The organism is Neobacillus notoginsengisoli (assembly GCF_003515685.1).
Taxonomy (GTDB): Bacteria; Bacillota; Bacilli; order Bacillales; family Cytobacillaceae; genus Bacillus_D; species Bacillus_D notoginsengisoli.
This window is the reverse complement of record NZ_QWEG01000007.1, coordinates 260,674-276,951: the sequence shown is the minus strand read 5'-3', so window position 1 is coordinate 276,951 and position 16,278 is coordinate 260,674. Positions and strand designations below refer to the sequence as shown.

The window sequence follows — 16,278 nt, the reverse complement described above, 5'->3', positions numbered from 1 at the left end:
TCGTCCTGAGCCAGGATCAAACTCTCCAAGAAAGAGTATGAGTTTAGCTCATAAAGTTACGTTGGCTAGTGATCCGAAGATCACTATATTATTGTTTGTTGACGCTTGTTTGTTTAGTTTTCAAAGAACAATCAATCTGCTAGTGCCACTCCTTGCGGTCTGCATTGTCCTGAGGATCAATTCCTCAAAAGCTCTGCGGTGCAGAAGCAACATCGCTCAATGGCGACTTTATTAATATACCATACTAACTTTTGACCGTCAACACTTTTTATTTAATTTCCATCGTGTTGATAGGTTCAACTTATCGGCCTTTGTGATTATAGCAACTTACTTCCTTACTTGCAACCCTTATTTTGCAAAATCCAAATGGAAATTCAGACAATAAATTCAACCATGATTAAAAAGACGACTTCTTGATAGTTTTTTATCTACTTATACTTTCTTGCAACAATGAACAACGCCCTGCATGCGCCTGCAAAAAAACAGGAGCCGTTTTTTCCGGCTCCTGACTGAAACATCATAATATGTTTTTAAAAGCTTTGCTTACTCCTCGCCATCTTCCCCAGTTTCCTCATCTGAATCTGGTTCCGAAGGCTCCGAAGCTTCGACAGGTTCGTCCAATTCAATAACTTCAGTTATTTCAATTGGTTCTTCCGTATGGTCTGCTTCGATCACAGTCCCGTCCAATCCATCTTCTTCAGACTGATCATCTTCCCGTTCTACTTTTGCAACGGTTGCGACACTTTCGTTGTCTTTCACATTAATCAGTTTGACGCCCATGGTATTCCGGCCGAGTTTTGAAATGCTATCTATAGGAATTCTAATCAAGACACCGCCAGTCGTGATCAGCATCAGATCCTCTTCACCTGTAACAGTCTTCATCGAAACAAGATGCCCGTTCCTATCTTCAATTACATTCGCCGTAATAATGCCTTTACCGCCACGGCCCTGAATTCGATACTCAGACGCTGCGGTCCTCTTACCGTACCCTTTGCTTGTAACGACAAGGACGTCTGTTCCTTCTTCGAGAACTTCCATTCCTATTACTTCATCATCCTGGTCAAGAGTGATTCCTTTTACTCCAGTGGCTGTTCTGCCCATCGTCCTGACATCTGTTTCACGGAAACGGATTTGCATTCCCTTTTTAGTGGCAATGACGATTTCCTTATTACCATCAGTCATTCTGACAGAGATCAATTCATCTCCCTCACGCAGGTTGAGGGCTATCAATCCATTGTTTCGGATATTCGCAAAAGATGTAAGTGGCGAACGTTTTGAAACGCCTTCTCTTGTTGTGAAGAAAAGGAACCAGTCATCGACAAATTCTTCAACTCGAATAATGGCATTTACCCATTCATCTTTTTCAATTCCGAGTAAATTGATGATTGGAATCCCTTTTGCAGTACGGCTAAATTCAGGGATTTCATACCCTTTGGAACGATAAACCTTCCCTTTGTTTGTAAAGAAGAGAATTGTATCGTGGGTGGATGTTGTAATGAGGTGCTCCACGAAGTCATCCTCATTTGTGCCCATCCCTTGGACTCCCCTCCCGCCGCGTCTTTGCGCGCGGTAGGTCGAAACCGGAAGACGTTTAATATAACCGTTATGAGTAAGGGTGAGAACAACCGTTTCACGTGGGATCAAATCCTCATCCTCAATATTCTCAATCCCGCCTGCTACGATTTCAGTCCGCCTTGTGTCGTTAAAGCGTTCTTTGATTTCAAGCAACTCTTCACGGATAATTTCAAGGATTTTCTCCTCATCTGCAAGAATTGCATTCAATTCGGCAATCAACGCCATCAGGCTTTGAAACTCTTCCTCGATTTTCTCCCTTTCCAGTCCTGTCAAGCGCTGAAGACGCATGTCCAGAATTGCCTGTGCCTGCTTCTCAGACAGGCTGAAAGTGGACATCAAGCCTTCCTTGGCGATATCTGTCGTCCTGGAACCACGAATTAGTGTAATGACTGCATCAAGATTATCAAGTGCAATCCTTAGGCCCTCAAGGATATGGGCTCTTGCTTCAGCCTTCCGAAGTTCAAATTCAGTCCTGCGCCTGATAACAACCTGCTGATGGTTCAAATAGTAAACCAGGCATTGCTTCAGGTTTAGTACTTTTGGCTGGCCGTCTACGAGAGCTAGCATATTAATCCCAAAGGATGTTTGAAGGGCTGTCTGCTTGTATAAATTATTCAAAAGGACATTTGCATTTGCATCTCTTCGGACTTCGATAAAAATTCTCATGCCGTTCCGGTCAGATTCATCACGCAGATCAGTTATCCCATCAATCCGCTTATCCCGGACTAGCTCAGCAATTTTTTCAATTAGCTTTGCCTTGTTGACCTGGTAAGGTAATTCTTTCACGATAATAATTTCCCGGCCATTTTTTAGCTGTTCGATTTCAACCTTTGCACGAAGCGTAATCGAGCCTCGTCCGGTTTCGAACGCTCTTCGAATGCCGGTCCGGCCAAGGATCATTCCGCCTGTCGGGAAGTCCGGGCCAGGAATTGTCTCCATCAGCTCTTGTATCGTAATATCAGGGTCCTTGCTGACAGCCAAAACCCCATCAATCACCTCTCCAAGCTGATGAGGAGGAATGTTCGTCGCCATTCCGACCGCAATACCTGTCGTACCGTTTACCAAAAGGTTTGGAAAACGGGCAGGAAGGACAACTGGCTCTCTTTCTTCACCATCATAGTTATCCTGATAATCAATTGTATCTTTGTTTATATCGCGAAGCAGTTCCATTGAAATTTTTGACATCCGTGATTCGGTGTAACGCATCGCGGCCGCCGCATCCCCGTCAACAGACCCGAAATTCCCGTGGCCGTCTACGAGCATATACCGGTAGTTAAAGTCCTGCGCCATCCTAACCATCGTCTCGTAAACCGCCGAGTCTCCGTGTGGATGGTATTTACCGATTACATCGCCAACAATACGCGCGGACTTTTTATATGGTTTGTCCGAATGCATCCCCAAATCATGCATAGCATACAGGATGCGGCGGTGTACCGGCTTCAGGCCATCCCGGACATCAGGTAGGGCACGTGAAACAATTACACTCATAGCATAGTCCAGGAAGGAAGATTTCATTTCCTGGCTAATATTTATTTCCCTTACTCGGGAGTTTTCAAAATCAGCCATCTGATTACCTCCATTAGAGATGTCCACAGCAGTCAATCTGCCGGATTTTCATCCCTAAATTAATTGGAAAAGCAGGATAGATGCCTATCTATCCTGGCTTCCGATCGTAAAATCTATTGATCCGCCAATTTCAGCGGCCTATATATCCAGATTTTTTACATAAATGGCGTTTTCCTCAATGAAGTTTCGGCGCGGCTCCACTTTGTCACCCATTAAGATTTCAAATGTCTCGTCCGCTTCAATCGCATCACTAAGGTTAACCTGCAACAAGGTCCTCGTTTCCGGATTCATTGTTGTCTCCCACAGCTGCTCGGGATTCATTTCCCCAAGCCCCTTATAACGCTGAATGTTCGGTCTTGGCGTTGCAGGCAATCCAGCCATGATTTCTTCCATCTGCTGATCGTTGTAAGCATATTCTATACGTTTACCCTGCTGTATTTTATACAATGGCGGCTGTGCGATATAGATATAGCCTGACTCGATAATTTGCCGCATATAACGGAAAAAGAACGTTAATAATAAAGTTCGGATATGTGCGCCGTCAACATCCGCATCTGTCATGATCACAATTTTGTGATAGCGGGCCTTGCTGATGTCAAAATCTTCGCCAATCCCTGTTCCTACTGCCGTAATAATCGCCCTGACCTCATTATTGGACAGGATTCTATCAAGCCGGGCCTTCTCTACGTTCAAAATCTTGCCTCGCAAAGGGAGAATTGCCTGGTAAAAGCGATCTCGGCCCTGTTTTGCCGATCCGCCAGCAGAGTCACCTTCTACGATATAGATTTCACTTTCCGCGGGATCCTTGGACGTACAGTCAGCAAGCTTCCCGGGAAGACTTGAAACTTCCAGGGCACTCTTCCTGCGTGTCAACTCACGTGCCTTTTTAGCAGCAAGCCTCGCCCGGGCTGCCATTAGGCCTTTTTCAACGATTTTCCTCGCAACAATAGGGTTTTCAAGCATGAATTTCTCCAATTGATCTGCAAAAACAGAATCAGTCACAGCCCGAACTTCAGAGTTTCCGAGTTTCGTTTTTGTCTGCCCTTCAAATTGCGGGTCGGGATGCTTAATCGATACGATGGCCGTCAAACCTTCACGCACGTCCTCACCTGAAAGGTTCGAATCCGCATCCTTAAAGATGCCGCCTCTTCGGGCATAATCATTGATAACCCTAGTCAGCGCGGTCTTAAATCCAACTTCATGCGTGCCGCCCTCATAGGTATGAATATTATTCGCAAAAGAATAAAGATTGCTAGTAAAGCCATCATTGTACTGCATGGCCACTTCAACCGAAATTCCATCTCTGTTGCCCTCCATATAGATTGGCTCCTCATGGAGAACCTCTTTCGTTCGGTTCAAGTGTTCCACATATGACTTGATGCCGCCTTCATAATAATAGTCAGTCGACTTCCCTTCAGGACGTTTATCTTCAATCGAGATCGTGAGTCCCCGGTTGAGGAATGCCAGTTCACGAAGCCTGTTGGACAGCACATCGTATTCATATTCAAGGGTTTCTGTAAAAATTGTCGGATCCGGTTTGAAATGGATTGTTGTTCCTGTCCGATCTGTTTCGCCAATCACTTTCAAGTCGGTAACCGGAGCACCCCGTTCATATTTTTGGTAGTGCACCTTTCCGTCAAGGTGGATATAAACTTCAAGAAACTCTGATAGCGCGTTTACAACCGAAGCGCCGACGCCATGCAGCCCTCCTGAAACCTTGTAGCCCCCGCCGCCGAATTTACCACCAGCGTGGAGGACTGTCAGAATGACTTCAACGGCAGGCCTGCCCATTTTCTCCTGAATCCCAACAGGTATGCCGCGCCCATTATCAGAGACCGTAATGCTGTTGTCTTCTTCAATTGCCACTTTTATCTTATCGCAGTAACCAGCCAATGCTTCATCTATACTATTATCGACAATCTCCCATACAAGATGGTGCAGTCCTTTGCTGGCTGTTGAGCCGATATACATCCCCGGTCTCTTCCTAACAGCCTCCAGGCCTTCAAGTACCTGGATTTGACTCGCATCATAAGATTGTTCCTTCATCATATCTTGATCCATTGCCAAACCGTTCACCTGCTCTTTCATTGCATTTGCCTTGCTCATCTATATCAAGTCCATTTATCCCATGGAAGATTACTTTATAAAACCTGTATACCCGTTTGGGCTGAACGTTTTTTTAACGTATTTGAGGAAAGGGGTGAAAAGTATATGTTTTTTTCGGTAATGACAACAGACTTAATCGGGCCTTTGGACAAATTGATGCTGTCGCCTGTGTTCCGGATCCCTGAAGCAGCCACACTGTCCTTATCGATGATGGCGATAATATCTTTCACCCTTACCATGTGGTCTTCCCCGATATGAATGTACATACTTCCCCCTCAATTCTCGTGTATAATCTCCCCCGAATTGACAATGTACGTCGAGGCCTCTTTAATTGTCTGATGATCAATTCCTTCTACACTTGTTGTTGTCACAAACGTCTGGACTTTTCCAAGAATTGTATTCAAGAGATGGGATTGGCGGTAATCGTCAAGCTCCGAAAGGACATCATCCAAAAGGAGGATTGGATATTCGCCTATTTCCGAATGGATTAAATCAATTTCTGCCAGTTTTACGGATAATGCCGTTGTCCGCTGCTGGCCTTGGGAACCAAAGGTCTGAACATCGCGTCCATTCACAAGGAAAAAAACATCATCGCGATGCGGGCCGAATAGGGTCGTACCGCGTTCAATTTCCCTTACTTTTACCTTGGAAAACTTTTCTTCGAATACGTCTATCATTTTCGACAAATCCTGGTCTTCTAATACATTGACAGAAGGGGAGTAGCGTATTTCCAGCGTTTCAATCCCACGGGAAATTCCTCTATGGAGAGGCTGCGCCCATTTTTCAAGGATCCTGAGAAATTCAAACCGTTTTGCTGTAATTTTCACCGCAGCCTGGATAAATTGCTCTGTCAAAATATCAAGCATGGTTTCATCACTTGTTTTCTTTATTTGCAGCATTTTCAAATAATGGTTCCGCTGCTGGAGAATTTTCAGATATTGGCTGACTCCATGCAAATAAACAGGTGAGACCTGTCCAATTTCCATATCAATAAATCGGCGACGGACCTGCGGACTGCCCTTGACAAGGTTCAGATCCTCGGGTGCAAACATGACGACGTTCATGTTCCCAACATATTGACTCAGCCTTTGCTGTTCAATATGGTTGCACCAAGCTTTTTTTCCCTTTTTTGAGATAACGAGCTGCATCGGGACTGTGCCATGCTTCCGATTAATCCGTCCTTCTATTTTAGCATAATCGGTATCCCAGCGAATAAGATCTTTATCATTCGAAGTTCGGTGGGATTTAGCCATGGCGAGGACATAAATAGATTCCATTAGATTCGTCTTTCCCTGGGCATTTTGCCCAAGAATGACATTTACTTTATTCTCAAATGTAATCTCAAGATTTTCATAATTGCGGTAGTTTTTTAAAGCAAGCTGCTCAATATGCATAACAACATCCTTTAAACTTGTTCAATGATGAACTCACCAAAGCCCGGGATGGACACTTTGTCCCCAGCCCTTAATTTCCGGCCTCTCCTTTGATCTTGCTCCCCATTGACAAACACTTCATGTTCCTCAAGAAACCATTTGGCCATTCCACCAGTCTGAATGACTTCAGCCAGCTTCAAAAATTGGCCCATCGTGATGTAGTCAGTGTCGATTTTTATCTCTTCAGGCATCTTGTCCACTCATTTCTCATTTAAGTATCAATACTTTATTTTACTAAAAAAGCAGCGAAGATACAAAGATTACAAAAAAATTACACAAATATCCCATTATATGGTAACCCTGAGCGAAATAACGCACATTTGCCAAGCTGAGTAAACCTATACTCCACTCCGATTAGAAAAGAAAGCTGCCAGTTCCCCCGGCAGCCTGCTGTCTATCCATATGATTCTATCCCAATTAATAAGTTCTTACCGGCAAAATCAACTGGAGTGTTGATTCATCATGAAGCGGGCGAATGACAAACGGCCTCATGGCTCCAGTAAAGCTTACCTTAATATCTGTTCCCTCAAGTGCTTTTAATGCATCCATCATGTATTTCGCGCTAAAAGATATTTTCAATTCTTCCCCTTCAACAGCTTGGCTTTGAATTTCTTCCACAACATTTCCGATTTCCGGAGTATTGGAGGAAACTTCAACGACCCCATCTGTCAAAGTTGAGAATTTTACCACATTGTTTCTTCCCTCTTTTGCAAGGAGGGAGGCACGGTCAATCGCATGGAGGAAATCTTTTGTATGAACGACTATATCTGTCTTGCTTTCCTGTGGGATCAGCCTGGATGTATCTGGATAGTTTCCTTCAAGCAGCCTCGAAAAGAACAGAAGATTTTTTGCCTTGAAAAGAACCTGGTTTTCTGTGATGACAATATCAATCGGCTCATTTGTATCCGCAATGATTTTACTCAATTCATTTAGACTCTTGCCCGGAATGACTACATTGTACGTTTCATTGTTTTCAGTTTCGACTCTTGCCTTCCTTAAAGCTAAGCGATGCGAATCTGTTGCAATACAGATTAACTCGTTATTTTCCGCTCTCCAGTTTACACCTGTCAAGATAGGCCGCGTTTCTGATACTGACACAGCAAATACTGTTTGCCTGATCATTGCTTTCAAAAGATCGGCGGGGATTCGGAATTTACTTTCTTCCTCAATCTGTGGAAGGTGTGGGTACTCCTCTGCCTCAATCCCATTTAGGTTAAACTCTGATTTTCCGGAACGGATGACTGTCTGCAGATGATTATGGACCTCTATTTCTACCGTATCGGTTGGAAGTTTCCTGATAATTTCACTAAAAAACTTTGCTTGGAGAACAATTGCTCCTGTTTGCTTGATTTCTACAATTTCATCCCCATTTGCCTCTTTAGGTATGAACGATTCGATAGAGATATCTGAGTCACTTCCTGTTAATGTTACGCCATCTGTTCCTGCAACGATTTTAATTCCGGTCAAAATTGGGATCGTTGTCCTGGACGGAACTGCTTTCATTACATCGTTCACACTTTGAACCAGATCGTCACGCTGGATACTGAATTTCATCAAACTTCCTCCGCTTCATGCATAATTTTTTTATTTATAAATATAATAATAAGTTCTTTAAAAGATTCGTAGAAGTACTAGTAGGCCCTGTTGATTTGTGGATAACTCCGATTTTAAAAGGAAAGACAGTCTATCCACATGTGGACAGACTGTGTGCAACCTGTACGGAGTTATTCACATTAAGGCTAAACTTTCAACAGCTCATTTAATTCCTTCACTTGCTGTTGGAGCTGCGCGTCCGTAGTTAACAGCCTTGAAATCTTTTCATGGGCATGAATAACAGTGGTATGGTCCCTTCCGCCAAACTCCTCGCCGATTTTCGGGAGGGAAAAGTCTGTCAGCTCCCTTGACAGATACATAGCCACCTGCCTTGGAAAGGCTATAGATTTTGTCCTTTTCTTTGCTTTAAAATCCTCAAGCTTAATGTTGAATTGCTGGCCGACCGCTTTTTGGATATCAAGGATCGTGACAATTTTTGGCTTTGAGCTAGGAATGATATCTTTTAGTGCTTCTGCGGCAAGGTCGGCATTGATATCCTTGTTGATAAGTGAAGAATAAGCAACTACCCGTATAAGTGCACCTTCTAATTCACGGATATTCGAATCAATTTGGTTAGCAATATAGAGCATGGCTTCGTTCGGAATATCCAGGCCTTCCGCTTTTGCCTTTTTTCGGAGGATGGCTATTCTTGTTTCCAGATCAGGCGGGGTAATATCTGTAATCAGGCCCCATTCAAATCTGGAACGAAGACGGTCTTCAAGCGTCGGAATTTCCTTTGGCGGCCGGTCACTTGAAATAATAATTTGTTTGCTTTCCTCGTGCAGCGTATTAAAAGTATGGAAAAATTCCTCTTGTGTCGATTCTTTCCCTGCCAAAAATTGAATATCATCAATTAGCAGGACATCAACCTTCCTGTATTTGTTCCGGAATTCAATCGCTTTGTTATCACGAATGGAATTGATAAATTCATTGGTGAATTTTTCTGAGGAAAGATAAACGACCTTTGCAGATGGATTATGTTCCAGCACATAATGTCCGATTGCATGCATAAGGTGGGTTTTACCTAATCCAACGCCCCCATAAATAAACAGGGGATTATATGCTTTCGCCGGAGCTTCGGCAACGGCCAGCGAAGCAGCGTGTGCAAAGCGGTTGCCTGAACCAATGACGAACGTATCGAACGTATACTTTGGATTCAGCATCGTTCGCGGAATATCATTATTTTCTTCCTCTTTTTTCTGTTTCTTTTTTGGCAGAGGCAAGTCCTGTTCATCATCGCTTTTTACCTGCGGAATGATGAATTTGACTTCCAGTCCCTCACCGGTGATTTCGTAAAGGATCCCGGCAATTAATTGAGAATACCGTTCCTCGAGCCAATCCCGTGCAAATTCATTCGGAGCTGTTACAACAAGAGTGTTGCCTTGCAGCGAATGCGCCTTGGTTGACTTTAGCCATGTATCAAAACTTGGTTTACTGATCTTGGTTTCGATGGTAGCTAACGCCGCATTCCAAAGGTCTGCAATGTTTTCCAACTACTTCCCCTCCCTTTTTTCTTTCTATCTTTCTTAAACATAAATAGTGCATCATACAGTTTTCTTACTAAATAAGAGTTTGAATAATGTGCCAGGCGGTTATACAGCTTGTACAACCCCGTTGTATAAATATTCAAGGTGATGGATTTGTGGAAAAACATAATATAAGGAAAGAATAAGAGGTTTCGACAATATCCACTGCTTGTGGACAATCTTTTACAACACAGCTGGATAAGCTGTCCACAAGTTATCCACAGTCTGTGGATATCCGAATTATCCACATTGACTTATTAGAAGTGAAAACACAACTATAATATCAAATAAAAGTAAGCTCTGCAATGGTTATTAAGAATTATCCACAAGAACCACACCTGACGCTGTTTAGTTTATCCACAATACTTGAGTTTGTGAGAAACTTGTCAATAAGTGATGGACAAAGTGAAAAATCTGTCGGAAATTATCCACAAGCAGATAAGAAGGATTTTAGCATATTATTACGGGGCAAGAATCAGAAAGAGATCTTTGGCAGCTGTCTTGGTTTTTTAGCTGGAAGAAGTATGAAATATTGAAACAGTAGTTGACATTTAAGCAATTGCTTCCCTATAATAATTAAGACTGTCTTTACCAAGCGAAAATTGTATGATAGCAGACTGTCCATATAAGTAATTCCTCAGGGAGGTGTCAATAGAATGAAAAGGACTTATCAACCAAAGAAAAAGAAGCACAGCAGAGTTCACGGTTTCCGTAGCCGTATGAGCTCAGTGACTGGACGCAAAATAATTGCTCGCCGTCGCCAAAAAGGAAGAAAAGTATTATCAGCTTAGGCCACTGACCGTCTCAGTGGTCTTTTTTCTATCATTATCCGGAATTTGTCTTAAATATCGGTTCGTTTCTGAGCGAATAACGGTCTAGCAGAACGGATAGGATGACTATGGACAGGTATGGACTTGAAGCTGCACAGAATGTAGGTGAAGTCGTGAAAAAAGAATTCAGGATTAAAAAAAATAAAGAGTTCCAAGCTGTTTTTAAAAAAGGGCAATCTACGGCAAACCGGCAATTCATTGTGTATGTTTTGAAAAAAGAGGAACAGCCTCTATTCCGGATTGGATTATCGGTCAGCAAAAAAATTGGAAATGCCGTTGTCCGCAACAGGATCAAGAGATACATACGGCAATCGGTATTTGAAATGAAGGACGGGCTGGCGGGCGGCAGGGATTATGTAATAATTGCTAGAAAGCCAGCCGCAGAGATGGATTTTTTTGAGGTGAAAAAGAGTCTTGCTCATGTCCTAAAACTCGCGAAAAGTTTAAAAAGGGATTTTCCAATTCAATAAAAGGAAAAAAACTAGAACTTTTTTTCGAAACAGTAGAAGATTTTGAAAGCACTTCCCCTAAAAAAATGATAGAATGATTCAGATAGTATTTCCCTTGGCAATTGGTTAGGGGAATAACTTATAAAATTTTGACACCCATCCGTTTAAGGAGGAAATTTCGGTTGAGTAAACGATTAGTAAAGCTTATCGGATTGTTTTTATTTGTCTTTCTATTAGCTGGCTGTACCGATATAAAACAGCCAATCACAGCAGAAAGCACTGGTTTTTGGAATGAGTACATTGTTTATCCGCTTTCCTGGCTGATTACCGAGGGGGCGCATGTTTTATGGGGGAGCTTCGGACTCTCGATTATTTTTGTGACAATTATCATCCGCCTGGCCATGCTGCCGCTGATGATCAAGCAGACGAAAAGTTCAAAAGCAATGCAGGCGCTTCAGCCAGAAATGCAAAAGCTGCGTGAAAAATACAGCTCAAAAGACCAGAAAACACAGCAAAAACTTCAGCAGGAAACGATGGCATTGTTCCAGAAGCATGGAGTCAATCCGTTAGCCGGTTGCTTCCCGCTTATTATTCAAATGCCGGTTCTGATTGGTTTCTACCATGCAATTTCCCGGACAAGAGCTATTGCTGACCATGAATTTCTTTGGTTCGACCTGGGAGATAAGGATCCCTATTATATTTTGCCTATCATTGCAGGGATCACCACCTTCATCCAACAAAAAATGATGATGGCGGGATCAGACGCAAACCCACAAATGCAAATGATGCTTTATATGATGCCGATTATGATTCTTGTTTTTGCCATCAATTTCCCAGCAGCCCTTTCACTATACTGGGTAGTGGGGAACTTGTTCATGATTGTCCAGACGTATTTCATTAAAGGGCCGGATCTGAGAAAAGCATCAGCTACCGGCAGCGCGGGGGGAGCAAAAAAGTGAAACAGATAACTGCCAGCGGACAAACCGTTGAAGAAGCAGTAAAATCAGCACTCGCTCAATTAAACACAACCAGAGACCGCACAGAAGTAGAGATTGTTGATGAAGGGAAAAAGGGGATTTTTGGCCTGTTTGGGTCAAAACCTGCAGTTGTTAAGGTGACCGTTAAACCCGACCCGATTGAAGAAGCAAAGAAATTTCTTTTCCAGGTCAGTGAACAAATGGGAGCTTCTATAGAAATAGAGGCGTCAAAAGAGGGCAAGCATGTCACGTTTATTTTGTCAGGTGACAAAATTGCTTTGTTAATTGGAAAAAGGGGACAGACCCTTAATTCATTGCAATACCTTACCCAACTGGTCATAAACCGATTCTCAGATCAGTATTTAACTGTCATTCTTGATGCAGAAGATTATCGGAGCCGTCGAAATGAGACTTTGATTCAGCTGGCCCAGCGTCTTGCGCAGAAAGCAGTAAAAACAGGCAAGCCTGTCACACTAGAGCCCATGCCTTCCTACGAAAGGAAAGTCATTCATACGGCGCTTTCAGAGAATAATCGCGTTAAGACTTTTTCTGATGGAACAGAACCACATCGTCATATTGTTATTGCTCCAGCCAGACAATAATCATAAGTAAGATTCCAACATCCTGCCTTTCATTTGAAGGCGGGATGTTTTTTTGTTCCTTCATCATCCTTTCATGATTCACTCTACCTGCTTTAAGGTTCCGATTGCTTTATTGTTATTCACATGTGGATAAGTTAAAATGAAACATGTTCAATCGATGCAGCTGTGGATAATCCTTTTTTTGAAAATGAATCATATGGTATTCTAGTGTTTTGGGGATAAACTTTAATGGCCAAACTAAATAGATGGATTTTTAGAAAGAGAAGAGGTGGAAAAAGTGGAGTTTGATACAATAACGGCAATTTCAACGCCAATGGGTGAGGGAGCGATTGCGATTGTCCGTCTGAGCGGTGAGGGAGCTTTCGCGATTGCTGATAACATTTTTAAAAGCCCAGGTGGAAAGAAGTTAATGAATGTACCGTCCCATACAATCCATTACGGCCACCTCACTGATCCGTTAACAGGGGAAATCGTTGAGGAAGTCATGGTGTCTGCTATGAGGGGACCAAGGACATTTACGAGGGAGGATGTAGTTGAAATTAACTGCCATGGTGGGCTCGTTTCCGTAAACCGTGTCCTCCAACTTGTTTTAAACAACGGCGCGAGGCTTGCTGAGCCTGGTGAATTTACAAAGCGGGCGTTCTTAAATGGGAGGATAGACTTGTCGCAGGCCGAAGCGGTGATGGATTTAATCCGGGCAAAAACGGACAGGGCCATGAATGTTGCATTGGGCCAGATGGAAGGGAGGCTATCACGCCTGATCCGAAAGCTTCGCCAGCAGATTCTTGAAACGCTTGCGCATGTGGAAGTAAATATTGATTATCCTGAATATGATGATGTAGAAGAAATGACGCATCATATGCTGCTGGAGAAGGCTGGCTATGTCCGTGATGAAATCAGAAAGCTTTTGCAAACATCCCAACAGGGTAAGATATTAAGGGAAGGGCTTTCGACTGTTATTGTCGGGAGGCCGAATGTAGGGAAATCTTCCTTGCTGAACAGCCTTGCCCAGGAAAATAAGGCGATTGTAACGGATATCCCTGGTACAACAAGGGATGTTATTGAAGAATATGTCAATGTCCGCGGTGTTCCGCTGCGTTTGCTTGATACAGCTGGGATCAGGGAAACAGAGGATATCGTAGAAAAAATAGGTGTGGAAAGATCGCGTCAGGTATTGAAAGAGGCGGATCTCATTCTGCTTGTGCTGAATTATTCAGACAAGCTGACAGATGAAGACCGGAATATTTTCAAGGCTGTTGAAGGCATGGATGCCATTATTATCGTCAACAAGACAGACCTTCCGCAGAAAGTCGATATGGAAGAGGTTCAAAAACTTGCTGGAAAGAGAAGGGTCGTCACGACTTCCCTTCTAGAAGACGAAGGCATCGATGAACTGGAAAATGCGATTGCCGAATTGTTTTTTGCCGGTTCACTGGAAGCCGGTGATATGACGTATGTATCGAACAGCCGTCATATTGCCTTATTAGGACAGGCTTTACATGCAATTGAAGAAGCACTCAACGGTGTGGAAATGGGCGTACCAATCGATATTGTCCAAATTGATTTAACAAGGTCGTGGGAGCTATTAGGTGAAGTGATTGGAGAAAGTGTCCATGAAAGCCTGATCGACCAGCTCTTTTCACAATTTTGCCTGGGGAAATAAAGCCTTACACCTAAAGAAATTAAGTTATTTTTAAATAAAGGAGGCAGCGTGATGCAATACGAGGCCGGAAATTATGATGTAATTGTAATTGGCGCTGGACATGCAGGCAGTGAGGCCGGATTGGCAGCTCCCCGTATCGGTGCGAAAACATTGATGATCACAATCAATCTCGACATGGTCGCTTTTATGCCGTGCAATCCTTCGATAGGAGGGCCGGCAAAAGGAATCGTAGTCAGGGAAATTGATGCTCTTGGCGGCGAGATGGGAAGAAATATTGATAAAACTTATATTCAAATGAGGATGTTAAATACCGGCAAAGGACCTGCCGTCCGGGCACTCCGGGCACAGGCTGACAAGTTTGCCTACCAGCATGAAATGAAGAAGACACTTGAGAGTGAGAAAAATCTGACCCTCATTCAAGGGATGGTTGAAAAGCTCATTGTAGAAGATGGCGTATGTACGGGTGTAGTGACGCAAACCGGTGCAGTTTTTCGGGCAAAATCAGTCATTATCACAACAGGAACCTTCCTTCGTGGTGAAATCATCCTTGGGGAACTGAAGTATTCGAGCGGTCCGAATAACCAGCAGCCTTCAATAAAACTGTCCGAGCACCTGGAAGAATTGGGTTTTGATCTTGTCCGTTTCAAAACGGGTACCCCACCGAGGGTGCATAGCGGCACAATCGACTATTCCCTAACGGAAATCCAGCCGGGGGATGATACCCCGAGGGCTTTTTCATATGAAACGACAAAATATATTACAGATCAGCTGCCATGTTGGCTAACGTATACAAATGAACATACACACCGGATCATTGATGAAAACCTTCATCGGTCACCGATGTTTTCGGGAATGATCAAAGGTTCTGGGCCGCGCTACTGCCCATCGATTGAGGATAAGGTCGTACGGTTTAATGATAAGCCGCGCCACCAGATTTTTCTGGAACCTGAAGGGCGGAACACTGAAGAGGTATACGTCCAAGGATTGTCAACAAGTCTTCCTGAGGATGTGCAGCACCGACTTGTAAAATCTATTCCCGCCCTAAAAGATGCCCAAATGATGAGGCCGGGATACGCGATTGAGTATGATGCAATTGTTCCAACCCAGCTATGGCCTACTTTGGAAACGAAGAAAATAAAAAATCTTTATACAGCGGGCCAAATTAACGGTACTTCCGGTTATGAAGAAGCCGCGGGACAAGGCTTGATGGCGGGAATGAATGCCGCATTGAAGGCACTTGGAAAAGAAGAACTCATCTTGAGCCGTTCGGAGGCATATATCGGTGTCATGATTGATGACCTAGTGACAAAAGGAACGGCTGAGCCATACCGATTACTTACATCACGAGCCGAGTACCGCCTGCTTTTGCGCCATGATAATGCCGACCTCAGGTTGACCGAAATTGGCTATAAGATGGGCTTGATCACAAAAGAACGGTATGAAAAGTTCGAAGAGAAACATGCGGCGATCGAGGCAGAAATTAAAAGGCTCAAAACTACCATTATAAAGCCGTCTTCGGAGGTCCAGGAACTGATCCGTTCACTCGGTGGAAGCGAGTTGAAGGACGGCATCAGGGCTGCTGATTTCCTGAAGCGGCCTGAGATGAACTACGGCCATATTGAATCCATCATTCCCCCGGAAATGAGCCTTGATGACGAAGTGAAAGAGCAAGTTGAGATTCACATCAAATATGAAGGATATATTGAGAAATCTCTTCAGCAGGTTGACCGGCTGAAGAAGATGGAGAATAAAAAAATCCCTGAAAATATCGATTACGATGCCATACCGGGAATTGCGAATGAGGCGCGCCATAACCTGAAAGAGGTAAGGCCGCTCTCCCTTGCCCAGGCATCACGTATATCAGGAGTGAACCCAGCCGACATTTCCATCCTCCTTGTCTATTTGGAGCAAGGACGCGTTGCAAGGGTAAAAGCAGAATAAGAGCGGAGTTGGAACAA

The 16,278-nt window shown here is 43.6% G+C and carries 14 protein-coding genes; 7 read left to right on the top strand and 7 right to left on the bottom strand.

Annotation, left to right across the window (positions count from 1 at the left end):
• Window positions 1-543: 543 nt before the first annotated feature.
• From gyrA to dnaA, 7 genes are all read right to left on the bottom strand, one after another.
• On the bottom strand, window positions 544-3,141 hold the full coding sequence (gene gyrA, locus D1B31_RS12915) for a DNA gyrase subunit A (protein WP_118921197.1): 2,598 nt from the start codon (window positions 3,139-3,141) through the stop codon (window positions 544-546).
• Between the two features lie 138 nt (window positions 3,142-3,279).
• Window positions 3,280-5,190, bottom strand: coding sequence for a DNA topoisomerase (ATP-hydrolyzing) subunit B (gene gyrB, locus D1B31_RS12910; RefSeq protein ID WP_420846106.1), 1,911 nt, complete (start codon window positions 5,188-5,190; stop codon window positions 3,280-3,282).
• Window positions 5,191-5,282: 92 nt separating this feature from the next.
• On the bottom strand, window positions 5,283-5,513 hold the full coding sequence (remB, locus tag D1B31_RS12905; protein ID WP_118921196.1) for an extracellular matrix regulator RemB: 231 nt from the start codon (window positions 5,511-5,513) through the stop codon (window positions 5,283-5,285).
• 9 nt (window positions 5,514-5,522) lie between these two features.
• The gene (recF, locus tag D1B31_RS12900) at window positions 5,523-6,641 is read right to left on the bottom strand and encodes a DNA replication/repair protein RecF (protein ID WP_118921195.1); all 1,119 of its coding nucleotides are present in this window, start codon (window positions 6,639-6,641) and stop codon (window positions 5,523-5,525) included.
• Window positions 6,642-6,652: 11 nt separating this feature from the next.
• Complete coding sequence (yaaA, locus tag D1B31_RS12895; protein WP_118921194.1) at window positions 6,653-6,871, bottom strand: S4 domain-containing protein YaaA; 219 nt, start codon at window positions 6,869-6,871, stop codon at window positions 6,653-6,655.
• 226 nt (window positions 6,872-7,097) lie between these two features.
• Window positions 7,098-8,234, bottom strand: a complete 1,137-nt coding sequence (gene dnaN / locus D1B31_RS12890; RefSeq protein WP_118921193.1) for a DNA polymerase III subunit beta — start codon at window positions 8,232-8,234, stop codon at window positions 7,098-7,100.
• A 185-nt stretch (window positions 8,235-8,419) separates the two neighbouring features.
• Window positions 8,420-9,766 carry a chromosomal replication initiator protein DnaA gene (dnaA, locus tag D1B31_RS12885; RefSeq protein ID WP_118921192.1) on the bottom strand — a complete coding sequence of 449 codons (1,347 nt, stop codon included), beginning with the start codon at window positions 9,764-9,766 and terminating at the stop codon, window positions 8,420-8,422.
• Between the two features lie 338 nt (window positions 9,767-10,104).
• On the opposite strand from dnaA, the gene D1B31_RS24280 reads away from it, so the two are divergent.
• From D1B31_RS24280 to mnmG, 7 genes are all read left to right on the top strand, one after another.
• The gene (locus D1B31_RS24280) at window positions 10,105-10,335 is read left to right on the top strand and encodes a hypothetical protein (RefSeq protein WP_158587536.1); all 231 of its coding nucleotides are present in this window, start codon (window positions 10,105-10,107) and stop codon (window positions 10,333-10,335) included.
• 120 nt (window positions 10,336-10,455) lie between these two features.
• Window positions 10,456-10,590: a 50S ribosomal protein L34 gene (gene rpmH / locus D1B31_RS12880; RefSeq protein ID WP_118921191.1), complete on the top strand. Its 135-nt coding sequence runs from the start codon at window positions 10,456-10,458 to the stop codon at window positions 10,588-10,590.
• A 152-nt stretch (window positions 10,591-10,742) separates the two neighbouring features.
• A complete protein-coding gene (gene rnpA, locus D1B31_RS12875) occupies window positions 10,743-11,099 on the top strand; it encodes a ribonuclease P protein component (RefSeq protein WP_118921215.1) in 357 nt (118 codons plus the stop codon).
• Window positions 11,100-11,236: 137 nt separating this feature from the next.
• Entirely contained in the window at window positions 11,237-12,037 is an 801-nt protein-coding gene (gene spoIIIJ, locus D1B31_RS12870; RefSeq protein WP_204563013.1) for a YidC family membrane integrase SpoIIIJ, read from the top strand.
• Complete coding sequence (gene jag, locus D1B31_RS12865) at window positions 12,034-12,657, top strand: RNA-binding cell elongation regulator Jag/EloR (RefSeq protein ID WP_118921189.1); 624 nt, start codon at window positions 12,034-12,036, stop codon at window positions 12,655-12,657. Before spoIIIJ ends, jag begins: the two co-directional genes overlap by 4 nt.
• Before the next feature lie 277 nt (window positions 12,658-12,934).
• The gene (gene mnmE, locus D1B31_RS12860) at window positions 12,935-14,320 is read left to right on the top strand and encodes a tRNA uridine-5-carboxymethylaminomethyl(34) synthesis GTPase MnmE (RefSeq protein WP_118921188.1); all 1,386 of its coding nucleotides are present in this window, start codon (window positions 12,935-12,937) and stop codon (window positions 14,318-14,320) included.
• A gap of 51 nt (window positions 14,321-14,371) precedes the next feature.
• A complete protein-coding gene (gene mnmG / locus D1B31_RS12855; protein WP_118921187.1) occupies window positions 14,372-16,261 on the top strand; it encodes a tRNA uridine-5-carboxymethylaminomethyl(34) synthesis enzyme MnmG in 1,890 nt (629 codons plus the stop codon).
• Window positions 16,262-16,278 lie beyond the last annotated feature (17 nt).

What these genes read in the sequence shown, in the direction of transcription:
- dnaN (WP_118921193.1), bottom strand. Translation starts at nt 8,234, where the DNA reads ATGAAATTCAGTATCCAGCGTGACGATCTGGTTCAAAGTGTGAACGAT.
- yaaA (WP_118921194.1), bottom strand. Translation starts at nt 6,871, where the DNA reads ATGCCTGAAGAGATAAAAATCGACACTGACTACATCACGATGGGCCAA.
- recF (WP_118921195.1), bottom strand. Translation starts at nt 6,641, where the DNA reads ATGCATATTGAGCAGCTTGCTTTAAAAAACTACCGCAATTATGAAAAT.
- remB (WP_118921196.1), bottom strand. Translation starts at nt 5,513, where the DNA reads ATGTACATTCATATCGGGGAAGACCACATGGTAAGGGTGAAAGATATT.
- gyrB (WP_420846106.1), bottom strand. Translation starts at nt 5,190, where the DNA reads ATGATGAAGGAACAATCTTATGATGCGAGTCAAATCCAGGTACTTGAA.
- D1B31_RS24280 (WP_158587536.1), top strand. Translation starts at nt 10,105, where the DNA reads ATGGTTATTAAGAATTATCCACAAGAACCACACCTGACGCTGTTTAGT.
- gyrA (WP_118921197.1), bottom strand. Translation starts at nt 3,141, where the DNA reads ATGGCTGATTTTGAAAACTCCCGAGTAAGGGAAATAAATATTAGCCAG.
- rpmH (WP_118921191.1), top strand. Translation starts at nt 10,456, where the DNA reads ATGAAAAGGACTTATCAACCAAAGAAAAAGAAGCACAGCAGAGTTCAC.
- mnmG (WP_118921187.1), top strand. Translation starts at nt 14,372, where the DNA reads ATGCAATACGAGGCCGGAAATTATGATGTAATTGTAATTGGCGCTGGA.